The sequence below is a fragment of the Bifidobacterium polysaccharolyticum genome (assembly GCF_016101585.1).
GTDB classification, from domain to species: domain Bacteria; phylum Actinomycetota; class Actinomycetes; order Actinomycetales; family Bifidobacteriaceae; genus Bombiscardovia; species Bombiscardovia polysaccharolytica.
Window position 1 is genome coordinate 470,135 of the sequence record NZ_JACFQG010000002.1, and the last position, 21,641, is coordinate 491,775.

General features: G+C 56.7%; 14 protein-coding genes and 1 pseudogene. 4 read left to right on the forward strand and 11 right to left on the reverse strand.

Going from position 1 to position 21,641, the window contains the following annotated elements:
• Positions 1–457: 457 nt before the first annotated feature.
• The 6 genes and pseudogenes from H3T90_RS05135 to H3T90_RS05160 all read right to left on the reverse strand — a co-directional run.
• The gene (locus tag H3T90_RS05135) at positions 458–1,906 is read right to left on the reverse strand and encodes an MFS transporter (protein WP_046323515.1); all 1,449 of its coding nucleotides are present in this window, start codon (positions 1,904–1,906) and stop codon (positions 458–460) included.
• Between the two features lie 39 nt (positions 1,907–1,945).
• Positions 1,946–2,869 (reverse strand): nucleoside hydrolase, encoded by a 924-nt coding sequence (locus tag H3T90_RS05140; RefSeq protein WP_046323516.1) that lies wholly within the window; start codon positions 2,867–2,869, stop codon positions 1,946–1,948.
• A gap of 34 nt (positions 2,870–2,903) precedes the next feature.
• Entirely contained in the window at positions 2,904–3,722 is an 819-nt protein-coding gene (locus tag H3T90_RS05145) for an energy-coupling factor ABC transporter ATP-binding protein (protein WP_198229803.1), read from the reverse strand.
• Complete coding sequence (locus H3T90_RS05150) at positions 3,719–4,567, reverse strand: energy-coupling factor ABC transporter ATP-binding protein (RefSeq protein WP_198229804.1); 849 nt, start codon at positions 4,565–4,567, stop codon at positions 3,719–3,721. Before H3T90_RS05150 ends, H3T90_RS05145 begins: the two co-directional genes overlap by 4 nt.
• On the reverse strand, positions 4,564–5,382 hold the full coding sequence (locus H3T90_RS05155; RefSeq protein ID WP_198229805.1) for an energy-coupling factor transporter transmembrane component T: 819 nt from the start codon (positions 5,380–5,382) through the stop codon (positions 4,564–4,566). Before H3T90_RS05155 ends, H3T90_RS05150 begins: the two co-directional genes overlap by 4 nt.
• A 146-nt stretch (positions 5,383–5,528) precedes the next feature.
• Positions 5,529–6,170: pseudogene (locus H3T90_RS05160) on the reverse strand (ECF transporter S component); the annotation flags it as partial.
• A gap of 251 nt (positions 6,171–6,421) precedes the next feature.
• Here H3T90_RS05160 and H3T90_RS05165 point away from each other — a divergent pair.
• A complete protein-coding gene (locus tag H3T90_RS05165; RefSeq protein ID WP_198229807.1) occupies positions 6,422–8,293 on the forward strand; it encodes a PfkB family carbohydrate kinase in 1,872 nt (623 codons plus the stop codon).
• Positions 8,294–8,637: 344 nt separating this feature from the next.
• A complete protein-coding gene (locus tag H3T90_RS05170) occupies positions 8,638–10,707 on the forward strand; it encodes a glycoside hydrolase family 31 protein (RefSeq protein WP_198229808.1) in 2,070 nt (689 codons plus the stop codon).
• A gap of 165 nt (positions 10,708–10,872) precedes the next feature.
• Here the strand turns inward: H3T90_RS05170 and H3T90_RS05175 are convergent, their stop codons facing one another.
• From H3T90_RS05175 to H3T90_RS05185, 3 genes are all read right to left on the reverse strand, one after another.
• Positions 10,873–12,225, reverse strand: coding sequence for an MFS transporter (locus H3T90_RS05175; RefSeq protein ID WP_232350567.1), 1,353 nt, complete (start codon positions 12,223–12,225; stop codon positions 10,873–10,875).
• Positions 12,188–14,377, reverse strand: coding sequence for a beta-galactosidase (locus H3T90_RS05180; protein ID WP_198229809.1), 2,190 nt, complete (start codon positions 14,375–14,377; stop codon positions 12,188–12,190). The genes H3T90_RS05175 and H3T90_RS05180 overlap by 38 nt, the downstream gene beginning before the upstream one ends.
• 106 nt (positions 14,378–14,483) lie before the next feature.
• Complete coding sequence (locus H3T90_RS05185) at positions 14,484–15,500, reverse strand: LacI family DNA-binding transcriptional regulator (protein ID WP_332468238.1); 1,017 nt, start codon at positions 15,498–15,500, stop codon at positions 14,484–14,486.
• Positions 15,501–15,760: 260 nt separating this feature from the next.
• On the opposite strand from H3T90_RS05185, the gene H3T90_RS05195 reads away from it, so the two are divergent.
• Positions 15,761–16,156: a VOC family protein gene (locus H3T90_RS05195; protein WP_232346836.1), complete on the forward strand. Its 396-nt coding sequence runs from the start codon at positions 15,761–15,763 to the stop codon at positions 16,154–16,156.
• Positions 16,157–16,459: 303 nt separating this feature from the next.
• Positions 16,460–17,353, forward strand: a complete 894-nt coding sequence (locus tag H3T90_RS05200) for a 3-hydroxyacyl-CoA dehydrogenase (protein WP_198207869.1) — start codon at positions 16,460–16,462, stop codon at positions 17,351–17,353.
• 181 nt (positions 17,354–17,534) lie between these two features.
• On the opposite strand, the gene H3T90_RS05205 is transcribed toward H3T90_RS05200, so the two are convergent.
• Positions 17,535–18,779 (reverse strand): glycoside hydrolase family 1 protein, encoded by a 1,245-nt coding sequence (locus tag H3T90_RS05205; RefSeq protein WP_144177877.1) that lies wholly within the window; start codon positions 18,777–18,779, stop codon positions 17,535–17,537.
• Positions 18,780–18,784: 5 nt separating this feature from the next.
• On the reverse strand, positions 18,785–21,631 hold the full coding sequence (locus tag H3T90_RS05210; protein ID WP_198229810.1) for an alpha-L-rhamnosidase: 2,847 nt from the start codon (positions 21,629–21,631) through the stop codon (positions 18,785–18,787).
• Positions 21,632–21,641: the final 10 nt, after the last annotated feature.

Genomic DNA, 21,641 nt, shown 5'->3' on the forward strand with positions numbered 1-21,641 from the left:
CCTAAGTCAAGTACTGCGGTTTGGAAACGGCAGATGAACCTCACCTGATGCCGATTCAGCAGGCCATAAATATGGATTTCCTGTGGCAGCCTGTCCACAGATAATAAAAGAGCAACCTCAAACACCGAGGTAAAGAGGTAAATCCAGGAATTAGAAGAAGAACCGGCTAAAACATCAACGCCATCGGGCATCGACATAGAAGAAGACACCCTTGGGCAACCAGGGCTGCAGTGATGTCGTTTTCTCCATGGCCACGATGCTAGAGCACCAGGATGCAACCGCCCAACCGGCATCCATAATCCGGACATTTTTAGACCGAAAGCTGTTCACCCGCCAACGGCGTTGCGGAAGATATGCCCATCATGCCCAACGGAATTCTATCCACACCCTTATAGAGAAGAACCGGGCCCAGGAGTAAATCCCAGACCCGGTTCTCTCAATTAAGCAGCTCGGAAGATCAGTCCTCGTCCTCAGCCACGCGGGAGTGGCTGTAGATCATCTTCATGGAGCAGATGAAGAGCACCAAGCCCAGCAGGATGATCACGCCGCCGATCATGAAGACATTGGCGTAGGTCGAAGCCAGGCCCTGCGCTGTGCCGGCCAGGCTGCCCGAACCCATGGATCCGTTGGCCATGAGCTGGCCGAAGAGGGCGACGCCGACAGAGCCGGTGATGGCCTGCAGGAGGTCGTTGAAGCCGAGCACACGCCCGGACTCCTCAGGAGCCACGGTCAGGGTCGCGGTGTCAACGATGGGCTGGTAGAAGAAGGAGGTGCCGAAGTAGTAGATGCAGGGCGCTACAGCCAGGGCCCAGATCTTGCCGGCAGGAATCAGGAAAGCGATGGCGATCAGACCGCCGCCCATGCAAGCCAGGGCCAGGATGACCGAAGCCTTGCGCCCGATCTTCTGGATGATAGGCCCGGCAGCGAATCCCATGATGCCAGCCAGGATGATGGACCAGACCAGCAGGTTGGAGACCTTGGAGGAGTCGATGCCGTACACGTTCAGACCAATGGCGTTGACGCCCGCGTTCAGGGTGTAGCTGAAGAAGTAGCCGACGAAGATGACGGTCATGGTCATGGCGAAGGCAGGGTTGGTCAGCATCTTCGGAGTGATGAAGGGGTTGCTGGCCTTGTTGATGTATACCACGAATGCAACGAGGGTCACAATGCAGGCGATGCCCCAGCCCCAGTTGATGTCGGTGAAGAACATGGTCACTGAAGCGGCGAACAGTCCGATCAGCGTGAAGCCGATGCCGTCGATCTTGACGCCAGCTGCATGCTGGTCGGGCAGGTTCTTGGCCAGAACAGGAATGAAGAAGACGGCCAGGATGCCCACGCCGAAGAGCCAGCGCCAGTCAAGCAGGGTCATGTAGCCGGCCAGGAAGACTCCCAGGGCGGCGGCGAAGCGGAAGACCGCGACGAAGACACCGTACCAGAGCACGCGCTTCTTTTTCTCCACATACTTGGAGACCAGAACCAGGAAGATGGAGCCGGAAACCTGCCAACCGGCAGACTGCACCACACGGGCGGCGATGACGATCCAGATGCTGAAAGTGCCGAAGCACCCCAGAATCGACCCCAGCACGAAGACGATCGTACCCAGGATCATCATCTTCTTCAGGGAGACGAAATCGCCCAGGGATCCGTAGATGACGCAGACGATTCCCAGGATGATGCCCGGCAGGGAGGTGATCAGCGGCGCCAGATTGGCCTGGTTCAGCTGCTTGCCGATGTTCACGTAGATCATGCCGAAGGCCTGCTGTTGGAGCACGCCCAGGGTGAAGATGATCAGGACCACCGGGATGGCCACGCGGGCCATCTTGTTCATTTTCGCGAACTCGGGAGTCCCCTCCTCGGGAACGGGTATGCCGTTCTTCTGCTCCTCGGAGACAGTTGACTCACTCATTTTTCCTTAGTTTCCTTTCGGTTCTTCTCAATGCGGAAGCTACTGGCGCTGGACCCGGCCGACCCTGTCGACAAAGGCGGAGCGGAACCCGTCCACATCCACGTCCACGCAGACGCTGGCGTTGGCCTTGCCGCCCAGGATGCCGTCGTAATCGACCACCGTGGCGCCCAGGGTGAGCGGACTGGAAATCTCGACATCCACGAAGGCCTGGCGCATGGTGAACAGGTCGGGCTGGAGCAGGACCATGGCGGCGGAGGGGTCATACATCTTGATTCCCTCCTCGATATGTCCGCCGTCGTAGGACCGGAAGAGGGAGGCAACCATGCCGCCCACTTCGCCGGCTGCGTCCAGGTCGTCCAGGTCTCCGGCGACCAGATGGGCCTTGCGACCGATGTCCAGGCCGACCATGGTCACGGGCAGCCCGCTGCGGAAGACCATCTTGGCAGCCTCAGGATCGACGGAGATGTTGAACTCGCCATAGACCCCGATGTTGCCGCGTCCGGTGGAGCCTCCCATCATGACGATCCGGTCGATGTGGTCCTTGACCTCCGGGAAGGTGGCCAGCAGCAGGGCGATGTTGGTCAGAGGGCCCAGGGTCAGGATGGTGACCGGCTCATCGCTCTCCAGCAGCACCCGCCGCTCCTCCAGGACCGCATTGTTCTCGGTCAGCAGGCTGGTGTCCGGCTCAGGGAAGACGAATGACCCCATCCCTGACTTGCCGTGGGCTTCGGTGGCGAACCTGTTGTCACGCATGAGCGGGGCCGCAGCGCCACGGGCCACGGGGATGCGCCTGCCCAGGAAGGTCAGCAGCTTCAGGGCATTGTTGGTGGTGTGGCCGATGCCCACATTGCCGGACACCGAGGCTATCAGCCTGATGTCGAAGCTGGGCTCGTCGACCAGCATCGTAATGGCCGCAGCATCATCGATGCCGGGGTCCGTGTCGATGATCAGTGGTCTGGTCATTGCTTCACTCCTTTTGCTCTTGTCGTGTCCAAACTCAAATTCCTGCCCCCGCTTTGGCCCGCCGGGCTGCACCGACAAAGCCGGAAACGGTGAAGACCGGGCCCTCCAACCCGACCTGCCGTGCCACTCGGGTGATGGGCGGAGGTGTCACATAGGCCTGCTTGAGCACATCCTCCCGGGCGAAGACCTCCTCGCGGCTGCCATCCAGCAGGACCCGGCCATGCTGCATGAGCACAACCCTGGGGAAGTTGCGGGTGACGAACTTCATGTCGTGGGAAATCGTGATGCAGAGCTTGCCTTGGTCCCGCAGACGGGCGATGATGGCAGCCAGTCGATCATTGCCAGCCTTGTCCTGCCCGCATGTGGGCTCATCAAAGACCACGGCACCCGTATCCATCATGAGGACGGAACCGATGGCGCAGAACTTCTTTTCAGTAGGGCTCAGATCAAAAGGATGATCGTCCAACCGGTCCGCCAGACCCACTAACTCAGCCACCTGCTCCAGACGTCGCCCTATCAGATCCTGATCGAACCCAAGCTGCCGGGGACCGAACTCAAATTCCTTACGCACACTGTCCAGAAAGAGCTGATCGTCGGGATTCTGAAAGACGTACCCCACCTTCCGGGCCCACTGGGCCATGTTCGCCGTTGCCAGATCGACGCCGTCAATCAAGATCCGACCACCGGTCGGTCTAAGGATGCCGTTCAGATGCTTGGCCAGGGTGGTCTTGCCGGCGCCGTTCTGACCGATCAGCGCCACGGGCCGGTCGCCTTCGAGGGTCAGATTCACTCCGTCCAAAGCACGATGGCCATGCGGGTAGACGTACTCCAGATGCTCCAGGTCGATTTTCATCGCAGCGCCTCCCGAATCATGCGTACCGCCTGGTCCTCGCGTACGGGCAGATCCGGCAGATCGAATCCTGCGTCCTGCAAACCTCTGCCGAGCTTGACGTAATCCGGTATGTCAATCCCCCACTTCACGGTCTCGGGATCGGTGAAGACCTCCTCGGGAGTGCCCATGGCACGGACCCGACCAGCGCCCAGGACCATGACCTGGTCGGCGCATCGGGCGACCCGCTCCATATCGTGATCCACCATGACTACGGTGATCCCCTCCTGGTTGAGTCGCTTGACAATGTCGAAGATCTCCTCGCTGCCAAGCGGATCCAGCTGAGCCGTGCATTCGTCCAGAACCAGGATGTCCGGTTCCATGATCAAGGTCGAGCCGAGGGCCACCCGCTGCACCTGGCCGCCGGAAAGCTCCAGAGGGTTCTTGTCGAGCAGATCCTCGATATGCATAAGAGCAGCCACCCGAGCCACCTTGGCATGCATGGTTTCACGTGAAACCCCATGATTGCCCAATCCGAAAGCCAGTTCCTCGGCCACGGTCCCGGCCGTATAAGAGAGCTGATTGAAGGGGTTCTGAAAGACCAGGCCCACGTATCTGGACAGATCGGCAATGGTCGAAGTGGCTACATCCCTGTCCTTAATTCTGACGCTTCCCTTGGATTTGCCTACGAAATAGTGTGGAATCAGACCGACCAAGGCGTTGCAAAGGGTCGATTTGCCTGATCCATTGGCTCCGACGATGCAGAAGAAGCTGCCCTGTTCGACGCTAAAGCTCACCCGCTTCAAGGTGGTCCGATCGGCATCACGGTATCTGAAGGAGAAGTCCTCCACTCGTATGACCTTGGTCATGCCCGACCTCCCCACTGGATGGCCAAGGTGATCATGCCTGCGCGCGAGAGGCAGGCGAGCATCAGGGCCAGCACCAGAAAAACGGTGAACAGGATGGTCATGACGGTGTCACTGCGCCGCCAGACCACCTCAAGGTAGCTGGTCTGCCGCACTCCCCGGATGCCGAATCCGCGAGTCTCCAGGGTCATCCCGCGTTCCTGCGAATCCGTCAGGGAGGAAAGAACAACCGGTCCGAGCAGGGGCAGAAAGGCCCGCGCCCGGGAAATCAAACCGCCGCCGGTCTCCAGACCACGCGCATGCTGAGACTGCTCAATGATCGCAATCCTGCGCTGCATCTGCGGGACCACATTCAGGCTGGCCAGAATCAGGTAGCCGATCTTCGAAGGCACGCCGATCTGTGTCAGAGCAGCAACCAGGCGACCCATGTAGGTAGTTTTATTGGTCAGGTAGAAGGATCCCAGGAAGACCAGAAGTGTCACTACGATTTTGGCCGCGTAGAGGCTGCCTTCAAGACCCAGCTCGGCAAATCGCAGGTCGAGAATGACCTTGGTATTCCTCGGGCTGTAGCACCCCTGGATGAACAGCAGCATGAGCGTAACGGGAATGCCGAACCCCAGCATCACGCCCGAGAAGGGCCGGAGCACCCGGGCCAGTGCCGCTGCGATAAAGAGCATGACGATGATTCCCAGACCCAAGGTAAAGTCCGGCCAAACCAAGGTCGCCAAGCCCAATGAGCACACGCCGACGATCTTGGCCATGGGATGCATGCGAGCCAATGGAGAATCGGGAATCCCGTTTGATTCAGGGCCAGGCATCAGCGTTCAGACCCTTGGGTATGATCACAGCCCAAGTCCGCGGGGGTACCTGGCGATGAGCCCCGATCAGCTTCTGCCCCGATGTCGACCTTCACCGGCTGCGATGAACTCTCTTGACTGGACGCTCCAGCCGCTTCGTGCCCATCCTCGTCTTCGTCCTCATCCAAGTCGTCCAGATCGGCCTGGTCCTCGCTACCGTCCAGGGCATACTGGCTCAGGAAGCGTTTGGGGATTCGACGCACAATCACATAAGCAATCAGGACGGTGATGCCCTTGTCGATCAGATTCTCCAGCATGGAGGAGGAGAGCACAGAGATAACGATGTTTTTTACAGCCACCACCAGTGCAGCTGTGAGGACCGAGGTGCCATTGACCCCGGTGGCGCCTCCGTAGACGAGCACGGTGATCAGAGAGGCGGTGACCGTGTTGACCAGGGCGCAGGCCAGCCAGACCAGGACGACTCCCCATATCCGTTTAAAGAGCCCGGCCTTGACCATGTATCCGATCACCAGGCCGCACAGAACGCTGGAGAGCGCGTAGGGCAGATAGACCGGATTCGCCACCAAGGCGAGGAAGACGTTGGTCAGCAGTCCACACAGGGCAGCCACCCAGGGACCGGACAGACAGGCGATGACCGTGGTGCCGATCATGTCCAGGAAAAGCGGCAGCTTGAGGGTAGAGCTCAGAGTCCCGCCGATGAGGTTGATGCCCACTGCGATGGGTATCAGCACCAAGGATTTTGTCGAAAACTGCGCAGTGATTCCTCTCCATAACGATCGCGCGCTCATAATCCGTACCGCCTTTGGTCCTTGAATGTCGATTTCTGCAGATGGCCGTCGCTCACAACCAGATCCGCATCACCGCTTTGAGAAACCACTTTAGTAAACAACTTTCATTGACAGAGACTATCAACAGCCGGATGGGGTGTCAAATGCGAAACCTCCGATGACGATCTCTCAGGTAAGCTTGATTCGCTAGATCCAACAGGTCGACAGAGCCGTTCGCCGGAGCGTCAGAGATGAGGAGGACAGGAAACCACATGAACATCAAGGACATTGCTCAACTTGCCGGCGTATCCACATCGACGGTCTCCAAGATTGTGAATCACAGGGACGCGAGCATCACAGCCGCCACGCGCGACAGGGTCCTTGAACTGGTCAGGAAGTACCACTACACGCCCTACGGATCCTCCAAACCCAACACCACCACCTGGAGAATCGGAGTCCTGCTGAGCTCATCCATCTCCATGGACTCCACCTTGGATGGGATCATCCAGCAGGCACAAAAGTCGGGGTACGGCACCCTGGTTTTCAACAGCTACGGCAATCACGACCAGGAGGAACGCAACATCCTGGCAGCTCTGGAACATCGAGTGGATGGCATGGTCTGGGAGCCGATCGACCGCACAAGCCTGGCCTTGAAAAGCAAGATCGAAGCACAAGGGATTCCCGAATTGACCATTGGACCCCTGGGAGACGACCGGACCGCGCTCATGCCCTATGAGGAGGCTGCATACAGTCTTACTGAAGAGCTGATCAAGCGCCACCACACCAGCATCGCCTGTCTGCTCTCACCGGGCAGACGGACCCAGAGCTTCCTGCACGGTTATCGTCGCTGCTTGTTCGACCACAACATCCAATACCACACTGACATGGTCCTGGAAACCATCGGCGAGGACCTGACCCAAGTCTTGGAGAACCGGCAGGTCACCGGAATCGTGGCATCCCACTATCACCATGCCCTGGAATTCCTCCAGTTCGCCGAATCCATGCATTACCGTCTGCCCCAGGACCTCTCCCTGGTCTCCCTGATGAACGACACCAACGTGCACCTACGCTACCCTGGCAGCCCGGAGATATCGTCCTACGTCATGCGCAATGCCGACTTCGGTGCCTACTTGTGCCGACGGATCATCCACGCCATCGAACATGAATCCCAGCCAAGCGAGGCTTTCGAGCACGTCTTCGCCTTGGACGGCGAGCAGACTGTCAGCCGGCCCCCGGACCAGCAATGCAAGAAGATCGTGGTAGTCGGCAGCATCAACGTGGACACCTACCTGACCGCCCCCAACCTGCCCAAGGCGGGCATGACCACCACGACCAGAAACTTCGCCTCCACACCGGGCGGCAAGGCCACCAACCAGGCGGTAGGCGTGGCCAGGCTGCAGCATCAAGTTTCCCTGATCGGCAATGTCGGCAGTGATCCGGCCGCAGACTACATCTACAAAACCATGAGGCAAGCCCATGTGGATGCCACCGGTGTGCGCAGAGTCATCGGCGCGGACACGGGCAAAGCCTACATCTTCGTCGACAGCAAGGGCGAGTCGATGATCTCCCTGGTGGCAGGCGCCAACGAGTCCCTGACCCCGGACGACATCACCGAGCGCGACCAGATCTTCCGGAACGCCGGCTATTGCCTGATCCAGACAGAAATCCCTATGGACACTGTCGCCGAGGCATGCAGAACAGCCAAGCGCCACCAGGCCGCCACCATCGTCAAACCGTCGTCCTGCGACCACCTGCCTGAAGACCTGCTGACTTCAATCGACATCCTGATCCCGAATCTCAACGAGTTGAACACCCTGATACCCGGACCAGGATCCGTGGCAGACAAGGCGAAACAGTTCATCAACGGCGGGGTGGGCAAGGTCATCATCACCCTGGGCGAGCACGGCTGCACCCTGGTCACCGCCAGCGGACACAAGGACTTCCCGGCCCACGAGACCCGAGCAATCGACGACACCGGCGCCAGCGATGCCTTCATCAGTGCCCTGGCCTCCTATCTGTGCAGCGGATGCTCCCTGGACAAAGCCGCCCACATTGCTAATCTGGCCGCCGGCTTCAGCGTCGCCCACGAAGGCGTCATCCCCTCCCTGATCAACCGCCGCCAGCTGGAGGGCCTGATTGACTGAGCGGTCCAGGCGCAAGTACGGTCGGAAGGCTGTTACCGTCCATGGCCATGCTCTGACTCAAGCTGAACGTCCCCAGGTTCTCCGGCTGCAGTACCTATCATCAAGGTCTGCAGTCTTGGCCCATCTCAGCCTCTTGGAGCGCGTCCCTCACGATGGGCCTTTATAATTTTATAGGGTACAGAATCCGGAATGGAGACCATTGATGGCTGCAGCTGTTCTGGCTTCGGCGCCAACCGTATTACTGCTGATGGTCGCACGGGAATATGTCATTGCGGGAGTCGCAGCAGGTGCGATAAAGGACTGATCTCAAAGGTGAATCAACCAGTTGGAAGGGTACCGAATCAATGCAACATTCAACATTTACTATCGACGGCCAAGCCCTGAAGTGGACAAGCGACGGTGAATACCTTCGCATCGAGCCCTGGGGAACAGATTCGATACGCGTCCGATCCTCGCAGATGCATGAACCTGAAGACCCGGACTGGGCGCTTTTACGCGACCACCACGAGCCTGCCGATGCGGTGCACATAAGCATCGACGATCAACGAGGACAGGCCACCATAATCAACGGATCTTTAATGGTCAAGGCGCAGGCTTCGGGCGGCATTGACACAGGCAACGGCTATACCGACAAGTGCCTGCTCAGCTTTTGGCGCGCGGACGGCGAGCTGCTCTTCAGCGAGATGAGCGATGGCGGCTCCCTGAATTTAAGAGCGCGTTCTTTCACTCCCATCGCGGGAGGCGACCACCAGGTCAAGGTAACATTCGTGCCTCCAGAAAACGAACGTCTGTATGGCATGGGCGAATATCAGCAGAACATCATGAATCTGAAAGGCTGCACTCTCGAACTGGCCCATAGGAACTCGCAAATCTCCATACCTTTCGTCGTCTCCAGTAGTGGATACGGATTCCTATGGAACAACCCAGCCGTCGGTTCCGTCAGTTTTGGGAAAAATAAGACTCAGTGGACGGCGGACAGCACTCGACAGATTGATTATTGGGTTACAGCCGGTGCCGATTATCGCTCAATTATGGCCCATTACGCAGACGCTACCGGTCATGCTCCTCAGATGCCTGAATGGGGTCTTGGCTTTTGGCAGAGCAAGCTTCGCTATTGGAACCAGGATCAATTGCTGGAGGTCGCCAGAAAATTTAAAAAGCGCGATATCCCTCTGGACCTCATTGTCATTGACTTCTTCCATTGGCCTCACATGGGTGATTTCAGATTCGAAGACGAATTCTGGCCAGATCCCGTCAGCATGAGCAACGAATTGCACAAGATGGGGATTCGACTCATGGTGTCAGTCTGGCCGCAAATAGCACTGACTTCTGAAAACTATCCAGAGATGAAAGCCAAGAATCTGCTGGTACGAGCAGACCACGGCGAAGACATCGGCATGATGTTCGAGGGACCCAGCCAGTTCTACGACGCCACCAACCCTAGAGCCCGCCAATATGTATGGGAGAAATGTCGTGAGCACTATGCCGATGTCGGTGTCGATGCCTTCTGGCTGGATGAAGCCGAACCGGAGTATGGCACTTACGATTTCAGCAATTACCGCTACTGGGCTGGGCCTGCTCAGCAAACGGCCAATTTGTATCCGAGGGAATACAACAAGGGATTCTACGAGGGGCAACTGGCCTACGGGCGCCAGGGACAGATCGTTAACCTCACCAGATGCGCATGGGCCGGATCCCAGCAATATGGGGCTCTTGTATGGTCGGGCGATGTTGCATCCACCTTCGAAGCGTTCAGAGCGCAAATTACTTGTGCCATCCATATGGGCATGGCCGGCATTCCTTGGTTCACCACCGACCTGGGAGGCTTCCACGATGGCGATATCGACGATCCCACCTTCCGTGAACTGTTGTTGCGGTGGGCACAATTCTCCTGCTTCTCGCCCGTCATGCGCAATCACGGTGACCGCAGCCAGCATCACCCCGATGGGACCACCAAGACCGCCATCACTACAGCGCAGGGCGAGCGGCGATTGCCGTCCGGGGCGAGCAATGAACCGTGGAGCTACGGCAAGTCCGTCGAAGATATCTATGTCAAGTTCATCAAGATCCGAGAGCATCTTCGCCCTTATCTGCGTGAGCTGTTTGCCCAGGCACATGAGGACGGGCAGCCGCTTATCAGAGGACTGTTCTACGAATTCCCCCATGACGATGCCGCCTCCGATATCGCCGACGAGTATATGCTCGGACCTGATCTGCTGGTAGCCCCCGTGGTAGAGGAAGGAGCCAGATCTCGACAGGTCTACCTGCCTGGTGACGCGACTACGCAGTGGCAGGATCTTCGCGACGGAGCAATGTACGACGGCGGTCAGACGATCACCGCAGAAGCCCCGCTGGATACTCTGCCGGTATTCGCAAGGGACAGCAGAAACCACGAGCTGCTGGGCATACTCTGATATATACATCTGTACACCACGTGCAGATTGCAGATTATCCGATCACTAATAATGGGTCAGGACCATCTCGTCCTGACCCACTTCATTCTTCAAGATAAGTTGATGAGACACCGTGGTTTGTTGGGACCATGTGCCGATATGCTGATCAGCTCATCATTTGCCTCGTTATTTGACCTTGCGGATAAAGAAAATCAGGCAGACGCCGACGGCCGCCAGAACAGCTGCCAACGGAAAGACCCCGCTGTAACCGACAATCTTGATGATCGCGGCAGAGAAAATGGGTCCCAGCACCTGACCTCCGTTATTGGCAATGTTGAGAATACCAAGATCCTTGGCTGCTGTCCGCTGATCAGGCAGCACTTCTATATTCAGCGCCTGATCCACGGAATTGAACATTCCCATGCCAATGCCCACAACCACGGCGTATGCCAGCATAATGAAGGGACGATTGGTCAAAGCAGGTAGAAACGACCCAACCGCTATCAGCAGACCTGCGATGATGACCGGCACTTTCCGTATATGCAATTTGTCAGAAACAGGACCGGCGCCGATGCACATGACGATTGCGGTCACCATCATGATCATGGAAATAGCCGAGACATATGCCTGCAGAGCGTTGCCTTTGAGCATTACGTAGTCAGTCAATATGTAAAGCTGATATCCAGAAATCGCGAATGAAGCGGTTTGTATGCTGAGCTTACCGAACAAGGCCAGGTAATAGTCCCGCACATGATGGGTCGGGAATACAAAATTATCAGAGAACGTCTTCCACGTTACCGGAGAAACAGGCATGTTTTTAGTCGAACCTTCGCGCAGTATCAGAGCAGCCACAGGACCCGACAACAAAGACATGACTGCCAAAACCACAAATCCGATCTTCGGCATAGGCAGGAAGAAAGAGGCCAACATCTGTCCGCCGTATTGTCCGGCCGAATTGCCGAGTGCGTAGACGGAAGATATCGTTCCACGGTACTTCGGCGCAGTCCGATCGGCAATGACCGCAATCAACGGCGCCACAATCATGTTCAGGAAAATCATATATACCGAATCCGATAGGACCACTTGCCACACGGCAGAGCATTGGCCCCAGAACAGCACACAGACAAAGGTCCCAACTGATCCGGCGACGATCCATGGCGTCCGACGACCCCATCGAGAACGTGTCCGATCCGACAGACCACCTTCCACGATGTTGGCGATAGTGGATACGATCATGGCCACCGTCGACATCAATGCGATATCGCCCGTTTTATTGGCAGGATCTATTCGCGCCACTTGCTGAGGAACCAGAACACCTACCAGGCCGAGATACGGCCCCAACCAAAGCAGGACACCTAGTGCGAGCGCCACACCCGTGCGCACAGGAACGCGATGCTGTTGATCATCACGGGGAGTCATCCAGGCAGCAGAGGGTTCATTATCCGTCTCCGCAGTCTTCCCTTGTGCACTGTTCATTGACCTTGCGGAATCCATATCATCCTCACCTTCCTGAATCCATAGGATTGTCGGCAAGGACATGCGTCTCCTGTAGTAGAACCACGTCCCAGGGGCCCAGCTCAACACTGCTCAAAGGCTCATTCTTGCCCAGCAATGTACATGAAACAGGCACGGCGATCCTGTGCGTCTGCCAGCTCCAGTTGAAGAGGAAATGCAGCCTTCGACCATACCGATTGACCGCCGAGGAGTGCGATATTGTCGTCTGACCAGCCAACCACGGATCGTCTGGAAGCAGATAGTCGAACAACGAAGCAGCCAGAGCCTCGTTGGGGACCGTGCCGATCATCGTTACTCTTCCCTGACCGGCAACATGGCTGGTGATCAGGGGAAATTGTGAGAAGTGGGGGTGGTTGCTTGTAGCCAGAATTTCCGCTCCCTCGCTCTGTAGACAATCAATCCACTCAGTGGCAGCAGATCCAGGACGCAATTTAAATGAGTCCGTTCCCTTAACTGATATAGGGGATTTGATATTGGAAAATTCCTGATAGTCCGCGCCAGCAAGATCATCAAGCATTGACGGTTTGGTTTCCATACGCGCGCGTGCGTACTGATCCGCATATGCCGTACGCGGTCCCAGGACCAGATGCCCGCCGGCTTTTACATATTCACGCAACCATGAAAGCAGTGCATCAGAACATATATACGCCCCCGGAACCAGTAACAGGGGATACTGGTTGACGAATGCAGTCGGCGCGACTACAGGTTTTCCAGCAGAGCCATCGATAAGATGCGTATCCTGAATCATTCGCACCTGATGCCCAGTGCGGAATGCACCACGATAAAAAGCCGTAAACATATGATCATACGATCCGGCATTGCGTGCACGGTGAGCATCTCCTGCACCATTTATCGCTGTGTATGGTTCGAATGTCAGGCCCCAACGTGACCCGACTGAATACAGGATGGCCACATCAGCATCCGGCTTAAGGTCCGTCACTGCATCGCCGGCAGCTGCCAGCTCTCCGCCAAGCTGAGATATCTCCGCATAAACACGTCCCGGCTTGCGGTCATGGGGGAGAATACCTCCCCAATACATCTCAGTACCATAATGCAACTGCTGCCAATGCCAGTATTCGATGAGATCCGCTCCACGCGAGACGAATTGCCAACCAGCTTGGCGCCATTGCCCCTTATAGCCAGGGAAGTTGTCTGCGGAGCCGCCGATGGGTCCGCCGTCCGTTTCCAGCACAAAGAAAGGAGCGGATTTCAGCGAATACGTCCTGTCGGCCATCTGGGCAATCGTCCAGGGGCCAGAAGGATACCAAGCATCTTCTGCCATATCCGGTTCAGGCAATTGCAAGCCGTCTTGCATATGGAAATACGGATCTGAACCTGCTACATCCAAATGCTCGGAAGACCTGGCCTCATCAACAGCCTCACGCCCCAAAGCCATATTCACCGTGATGAATTGATCGGAGCGACAATGCTGACGGATCAGGCGACTTTGCCAGGCGAGCATATCATCGGTGAGCAGCGCCTGATACCGATGCCAGGCAATATCGTATTGTGGCTGGCAGTTGCCTTCGGGCTTCCATAAGTCATCCCAAGTAGATAACTCATGAGACCAGTACGTCAACCCCCATGCCTTATTCAGATGTTCCACGCTACCGTATTCTCTGCGCAGATAATCTTTAAAACCTTCGAAGGCATCTGTGGAATAGTTCAGCCGTAAGCCAGGTTCATTATGTAATTGCCAGCCGATGACTGATGGATGCCCGGCATAGCGATCCACAATCTTGCCGATAAGCCTGGCTGCGTAATACCGAAACACAGGGTGGCTATAGCTATGCTCCTCTCGCGAGCCGAAAGGAACCTTCTGACCATGGTCATCGCTCAAGGCAATCTCTGGATACTTACGCACCATCCATTGAGGTATGGCAAAGGTCGGCACCCCGATAATCGCTTGAATATTGTTCTCAGCAGCCTTATCGAGAACTGGCTCCAGCCAATCCAGTGAAAATTGTCCGTCTTCCGGTTCCCAGTGTGACCAGCTTCCTTCGCCCACACGGATCACATTGATATGGGCTTTACGCATGAGTTGCATGTCGGCATCAAGGTTCGAGCTGGGTTGATATTCGTCATAATACGCAGCGCCGAACAGTATATGGTCGAGAGACTTCATTGCCTTCCCTTTCTTAAGTGAACGTTCACTTAATAACTGCAAAGAATGCATAGCAATAAGTTAACATTGAATTACAAGCAGCCATGCATGTTATGTAGCAGTTGCATAATAAGCACGTTCACATTAACTGTCAAACACATGCGAAGACGCTGGAACGTTATCTGCTAGTCGACTCCCGGATGATCAGTCGAGGCTGCATCAGTAATTTCTTGATGCTTGCTCCATGAATCATATCGATCGCACATGAGACCGCCCGACTGCTGAGCGCATCAAAATCCTGCTGAACGGTGGTTAGAGATGGAATCGTATAAGCCCCCATAGGAACACCATCGAAACCGGCCACCATCACATCATCAGGCACACGCAATCCACGATCACAAAAAGCTCTGATAAGCCCTATGGCCATTTGATCATTTGCCGAGAAGACGGCATCCGGCAGGTCATCGGCCATATCAAGACCAACGCGATAGCCCGACTCCTCGCTCCAATCACCTCGATAAACACGGCCCGCTGTCAGTGCGTAACGTGATGATGCCTGCATCCACTCCTCTAAACGGGCTTCAGACGAATACCATCCGTGGGGACCAGAAAGGTGGTCGATACGTCGTGCCCCTTGAGCCACCAGATGATCCAACAAAGTGCGCACACCCTGTTGCTGATCAGTATCGACCACGGAGAATTGTCCTTCTTGGGCGCAGGAGGACCCGATACTGACAAGAGGCAGGTCAGCAGCCATTCTGACGACAGGCTCTATCCATGTCTCTGTCGAGAGCACAATAATTGCCGAGACGTCGTATTCAAGCAGCTTGCCGACAGCTCGTTGGACATCATTGTCATTGTTGTTTTTCAACAGGGATATCTTTGCCAAATACCCTTGTTCACCCGCAGCCTTTTCTACATTCCACAAGAGCTGACCTGGCCCAAACTGCTGCGAGTCCGAAGCGAGGACACCGATTCCATTAGAAACCGAGCTCTTCAGAGCCCTAGCATTCTCATTACGGTGATATCCAGTTTTCCGTATGGCAGCTCTGACCGCTTGCAACGTTTTTGGGCGCACAGATCCAGGGTCATTCAACACTCGAGATACTGTTTGATGGGAAACGCCGGCCACGCGTGCCACATCCACAATGGATACGGACCGTTTCCGTCCTTGCCCACTCCGCACAGTGTTCACACCCCTATTATTTGTGTCCTCTGCCTTGCGTACTCCCGTGAACTGCCAGCACAGAATATACGCACTATATTGCTTAGTGTACCGACGACGCTCTATGAGGCAGCTTTCCGCTGCTTCTCCAGCGGTAAATCACGTGTATTCATGTTTATCACCTCGCCGTATGGCTGCACTGCAGAACGCACCCACATCTGCCAGAACGACCATCGCCTAGAGTAGATAAGGAAGCATCGCAGCATCAAGGTACCAAAGGAGCGGCCATCATGAGACCAATGTCGGACTATGCCAATGATCTGCAGCACTCGGGCATGATTGCCCGTGACCTGGACGAGACCATCGACTTCTACACCAACAAACTCGGGTTCGAGCTGGTCGGCATCTACCCCAACGGGGAGAACCGCTGCGCCTTCCTGCGTCTGGGGCATCTGACCATCGAGACCTGGGAGGGCGAGCCTGCTCCCATGCGCACCGGGGCCATCAACCACTGGGCGCTGGACACGCCAGACATCGATGCCGCCTACGAGCATGCCTTGGAGATGGGATTGAACATCAGAGAGGACTCCATCCAGTCCATCCCCACCTTCTGGCAGCGCGGAATCCGCTATTTCAACATCATCGGCCCCAATCAGGAGACCATCGAGTTCTGCCAGATTCTCTGACTGTCTTTTTTGATGTCCGGTGACTTTTCCCTCTTGCGGATACCGAAGAATGCAGGTGGCCGATTGCGTAATATAGCAGCCCTCGACCCCACTGCGACGACGGCTGCCGTATAACATTCATGTGAGCGAAGCGACAAAATTCTCAGTGTTCCACACAATTAATTAAACGGACGAATACGCCGTGATACCTCCTGTAACTCCAGCCTTTCAGCGACATAGGAACGCCCAGAGTAATCCCAGGCACTGCCGGTATTATGGAATAAGTATCCAAAGATGGATGCATTGCAACGAAAAGAGGTTTCTATGACGAACATTCATAATGTCACGGTTGCCGGCGGCGGGGTGCTTGGCAGCCAGATTGCCTATCAATCAGCCTTCAAGGGTAAGAAGGTAACGATCTACGACATCAACGACCAGGCTGTGGCGGCTGCCGAGGAGCGCGTCAAGAACCTGCGCGATTCCTACAAGCACGACATCAATGCCACTGATGAGCAATTCGACGCCGGGCTGAACAACATGTCCTTCACCGCCGACATGGCCGAGGCCGTCAAAGACGCTGACCTTGTCATTGAAGCAGTCCCGGAGAAGCCCTCGATCAAGCATGACCTTTATCAGAACCTAGCCAAGCTGGCTCCCAAGGACACCATCTTCACCAGCAACTCCTCCACCTACGTACCCAGCACCTTCGCAGCCGATACGGGCAGGCCGGACAAGTTCCTGAACATGCACTTCGCCAACCAGGTTTGGCTGTACAACACGGCTGAGATCATGGGTACCGATCAGACCGACCCTAAGGTCTTCGACGAAATCGTGGACTATGCCAAGGAGATCGGCATGGTTCCCATCGTCCTGAAGAAGGAACAGCCTGGATACGTCCTGAACACCCTTCTCATCCCCCTGCTCGAAGCCGCCTCCTACCTTTGGGGTCAGGGCATCGCGGACCCGGAGACCGTGGACAAGACCTGGATGATCGCAACAGGCGCACCCATGGGACCCTTTGCCATCTTTGACGTTGTGGGGCTGCGGACCGCCTTCAACATTACCAAGGAACAGCGGGGAGACAACCCTGACTTCAAGCCCTTCCTGGAGAAGATCCAGAAGATGATGGACGAGGGCAAGACCGGCAAGGATTCGGGAGAAGGGTTCTACACCTATCCCAACCCCGCCTTTGCGGATCCTGACTTCCTGAAGGCCTGACAAGGTACGGCAGGAATACGGCAATCCAGACAGTCGGCCAGAGGACAAGCGATTGATCGCTGAACTGTAGTCCGACGAAAATCGAATGACCCCAACGAACTCCTTTCACGGAATCCGCTGGGGTCACCTATCAGAAATCTCCGAACCGCCATACAACATGTCGTACGGTCGGACCCTGGTTTCAGATAACAGTGTTGGTCACAATGTCGTGGTAAACCCCGGCACTCTTCTTGGGGGTGCGATCGAAGGTACCGTGCTCACGGTCCACTGAGCAAAGGCCAAAGTGAACGTCGAAGGCACTGATCCACTCATAGTTGTCCAGAAGCGACCAGTGGAAGTAGCCGAGGACCGGAACACCATCACGGACGAGTTCAATCAAGGGCGGTATGGACGCTTTGAGGAAGCGGCACCGCAGCTCATCATCCTGCGTGGAAACACCATGCTCGGTGACAACAACAGGCAGGCCCGTCAGATGATGGATGTAATTGACGGCATTGACCAGCGACTCGGGGTGGAGGGCAGTACCGGTCTCGTTGACCTCTTCGCCTGGCTGAGCTGGGATGGGACCATCGTCGCCGAATATCTCACGCTCATAGTTCTGGACGCCAACGAAGTCGTCTCCCTGAACGGCCTGAGCCCAAGGACCATAGCAGGACCGACGCTTGGCCATGGCTAACTTCTTACCCTCCTCAGTCCTATAACTTTCGTCAATTACAGCCAGGGAGAGGCCCACTGGCAGTTCGGGACGGACCGAGCGCACAGCCTGCACGGCAGCACGATGGGCGCGGATGAAGCCGAACTCCAACTGGGTCACCTCTTCAGGGATGACCACATTGCCTGAACGGTACTGTTTCACACCGGCCTTCTTAGTGGCCGCGTTGATGCATGCGCGCTGAAGGTCCACCGCCTCCTGGGGCAAGCTCCCGTTGTCCAGAATCCTAGGCAAATCAGGTTCATTGAATGTGACGGCCAAAGCCACCCGGTCCCCAATCCGGTCCAGAACACGAACGCACTCATCGGCGAACATGGCGGGAGCATCATGATTGAGCCACCCTCCCTTGGCTGCGAACCAGCTAGGAATCGTGAAGTGGCAGAGGGTGATCGCAGGATCAATCCCGCGCTCCAGGCACCCGTCCACCATACGATCGTAATGATCCAGGGCATCCTGGTCGACATTGCCCTCCTCGGGCTCAATCCGCGCCCACTCGACGGAGAAGCGGTAGGAGTTGAGTCCCATCCCTTTAATCAAGTCCAGATCGTCGGCCCATCGTTCCCAACTCCTGCAGGCATCTCCGGCTGGTTCCTTGAATACCGAGGGAGAAACGCTCTCCAGGAAGGTGGTATCGGCAGCGGTGTCACCTCCGTCCACCTGATGGCCGGCCGTAGAGGCCCCCCACAGAAAATGATCAGGCAGGATTGCTGTCATGGTAATTACTCCTTTTCCTTTGTGTGCAAATCTTGTTTTTTCAGACCAGCCAGAAAGCTCCTGCAGACCCGCTCTATCTCGTCTGCTCCCGGAACGTACCCCTGCTGGGAGGCGACATCGGGCAAACGGTCCAGATCCGCATCCAACCACGGCTTAGCCGCTTTGGTAAAGGCCACATCCGCCTGATCACCTGCATAAACCGGCGATCCGGATAACGTCAGAGCTTCGGTCAACCGGTCCATGGACACGGTCGAATCAATCAGGTCGCGAATAGTTCGGATCGAACTCGATGGCTGGCAGACGTGTTCCAATGGAACGTCCCAGGCATACCGACCATGCCGGCAGATTTGCCCCCTCGCTCCCGGCAGGGCTACACAGGCTTGGATGCCGACAGGAATCTCCAGCTCCAGATGGAATGTTTGGCCGCGGATCGCCCAATTCAATCGAATAAGACCGTAGGGCGTCTCCTGACTGATACCGACATGGGCGATGGCGGGATCAACAACTGGAGATACACGGACCTTCCTCCAACCCGGTTCTTGCATCTGCAGGCCGGCCAGGCCCTCCAACATCCAGTCGACGATGGCACCCAGAGCGTAATGGTTGAACGAAGTCATCTCCCCAGGGTTGATTGAACCGTCGGGCAACATGGAATCCCACCGCTCCCAAATGGTGGTGGCTCCCATAGCGACTGGATAGAGCCAGCTGGGGCATCGGTCCTGCAGAAGGAGACGCACTGCCAGGCGTGGATGCCCACTCTTAACCAGGGCCGGACATACCAGGGGCGTGCCGAGGAAGCCGGTGGAAATACGGAAACCGCTGACCCGAATGATGTCAGCTAGGCGATCACCCGCACCCTGACGCTGGTCTGGAGTCTCCAGGAGGTCCCAAACCAGCGCCATGGCGTAGACCGAGGCACAGTCAGAAATAATTGCACCGTTGGCAGTCACGTATTCTTCGCGGAAGGCACGAGCCACCTCGTCGGCCAACAGGTTGTAGTGATCAGCTCGGTCCTCTTCTCCCAGGGCCTGGTGCGCCCGAGCCACCAGACGGGCCGAATGAGCAAAGTACGCAGTGGCCACTACATCCGGGTCGGCTTTGGAACCCCCGGGATTGTCTGGCGGTGCATCCGGATCCAGCCAATCACCAAACTGAAAGCCTCCACGCCAGAGACGGGAGCCCCCGCAATGGACTTCGACACCGTCTACGAACCGGTCCATCATGGGCAGGAAGCGACGCAATACCGCCTTATCCCCTGTAGCCTGATAGATCGCCCAAGGGACAAGTACAGCCGCATCCCCCCAGCCACAAGTCAGTTTGGGTCCGTCCAAAACGTCTGGCACTACTACGGGGATCCCCCCGTCAGAAGCCTGGGTGTCAGCCATATCCTCCAACCAAGATGCCAGAAATCCTCCGGCACGGAAGAGGGCGAGTGCCGTTGGAGCGAACATGGCAATATCGCCAGTCCAGCCCAGGCGCTCATCACGCTGGGGGCAATCAGTGGGAAGCACGATGAAGTTGTCCATAGTGGACCAGCGGGCGTTCTGGAAAAGCCGATCCAGCTCGGCTCGCGAGGACTTGAAAGTTGCCAGAGGCTTCATCTCGGCTGAGACCAGACAGGCTTCCAGATCCTGAGCTCGAAAATCCTGCACACCCTCCACCTGGACATAACGGAAACCATGCTGGGTGAAGAGGGGCTCCAGGTCTTCCTCGCCTCCGGAGAGGATGAAACGATCTGTCGCCTTCGCGTTGCGAAGAGGACGAGTACCTAGTTCACCTTTTTCAAGCACCTCGGCATGGCGGAGGATCACTTCCTGCCCAAGTTGCCCGTGCCTGATGTGCATGCGGACCCAGCCGGACACGTTCTGGCCGAAATCCACAATTTTCCCTCCGGATGGGGTTGTAATGATCTCCAGGCCTGGCAAGCGATCAAGAATCCGCGCGGACGGTGCCTCCTGTGGTCTGATCCGCGCCGCCGGCATCGGCAAGGCCCGAACCGGGTGGGTCTGTCCCCCCTGATTGAGCAGTGGGACGCGCATGTCCCGGGTTTGCCCGTCATAGAGGTCATTCGCCAGAATGGGCGAAGACCTCCACGTCCAATCCTGATCGGTGGCAAGCCTGTGCTCCCCATCCTGGTCCCGCCAGAATAGATTGGCCAGAAGCCAGAGATTCTTCCCATAGACTTCGGTTCGGCAGGTCCAGGTGAGTTGACCACGGTACCACCCGTTGCCCAAGATGACTGCAAGTTCGTGCCGGCCCGGAGCAAGCACCTGTGTCAGATCGTAGGTCAGAGCATTCATTCGTTTTCTGTAATCAGTCCAACCGGGCGTCAACTCATCGCAACCGATACGGCATCCATCCAGATAGGGGATGAAAATACCTCCCGCTGTCAAATCCAGGCGACCCAGATCACACCCCTGACCCACGGTAAAAGACCGCACCATGATAGGCGCTGGATCTTCCCGGCCAACACCCGGATCAGGCTCAATCGGTGAACCCGACCAGTCCTCATTGCTGAGCAGTCCGGTCTCCACCAGAGTTGGGTCGGACCAGGAGGACCAGTTACCGTCTTCTCCTGCAACCCGAACTCGAACACGGGCGCACTGACGCGACTTCAAAGGGGTGCCAGGCCAAGGCAGGCAGATCTGATCCGCTCCTTCAAAGTCGTGAATCTGAGGTGGCTGTCCATCCTGGGCGATCTCAACCTGGGCTCGATGCTGCTCCCAGCCATGAGGGGCTGAAAGAATCCTCCACGAAAGAGAGGGCCTCCGATCCTCATATCCTATGACCCGATCAGCCACAGGGTGTTGCCCGAAACCAACCTTGCCGACGGTCACTGCTGTCATGGTCATGCACCCTTCC

Bases quoted from the DNA above. Each gene is read 5' to 3' on its own strand.
- H3T90_RS05135 (WP_046323515.1), bottom strand. From the start codon at position 1,906: ATGAGTGAGTCAACTGTCTCCGAGGAGCAGAAGAACGGCATACCCGTT.
- H3T90_RS05140 (WP_046323516.1), bottom strand. From the start codon at position 2,869: ATGACCAGACCACTGATCATCGACACGGACCCCGGCATCGATGATGCT.
- H3T90_RS05145 (WP_198229803.1), bottom strand. From the start codon at position 3,722: ATGAAAATCGACCTGGAGCATCTGGAGTACGTCTACCCGCATGGCCAT.
- H3T90_RS05150 (WP_198229804.1), bottom strand. From the start codon at position 4,567: ATGACCAAGGTCATACGAGTGGAGGACTTCTCCTTCAGATACCGTGAT.
- H3T90_RS05155 (WP_198229805.1), bottom strand. From the start codon at position 5,382: ATGCCTGGCCCTGAATCAAACGGGATTCCCGATTCTCCATTGGCTCGC.
- H3T90_RS05165 (WP_198229807.1), top strand. From the start codon at position 6,422: ATGAACATCAAGGACATTGCTCAACTTGCCGGCGTATCCACATCGACG.
- H3T90_RS05170 (WP_198229808.1), top strand. From the start codon at position 8,638: ATGCAACATTCAACATTTACTATCGACGGCCAAGCCCTGAAGTGGACA.
- H3T90_RS05175 (WP_232350567.1), bottom strand. From the start codon at position 12,225: ATGTCCTTGCCGACAATCCTATGGATTCAGGAAGGTGAGGATGATATG.
- H3T90_RS05180 (WP_198229809.1), bottom strand. From the start codon at position 14,377: ATGCATTCTTTGCAGTTATTAAGTGAACGTTCACTTAAGAAAGGGAAG.
- H3T90_RS05195 (WP_232346836.1), top strand. From the start codon at position 15,761: ATGAGACCAATGTCGGACTATGCCAATGATCTGCAGCACTCGGGCATG.
- H3T90_RS05200 (WP_198207869.1), top strand. From the start codon at position 16,460: ATGACGAACATTCATAATGTCACGGTTGCCGGCGGCGGGGTGCTTGGC.
- H3T90_RS05205 (WP_144177877.1), bottom strand. From the start codon at position 18,779: ATGACAGCAATCCTGCCTGATCATTTTCTGTGGGGGGCCTCTACGGCC.
- H3T90_RS05210 (WP_198229810.1), bottom strand. From the start codon at position 21,631: ATGACCATGACAGCAGTGACCGTCGGCAAGGTTGGTTTCGGGCAACAC.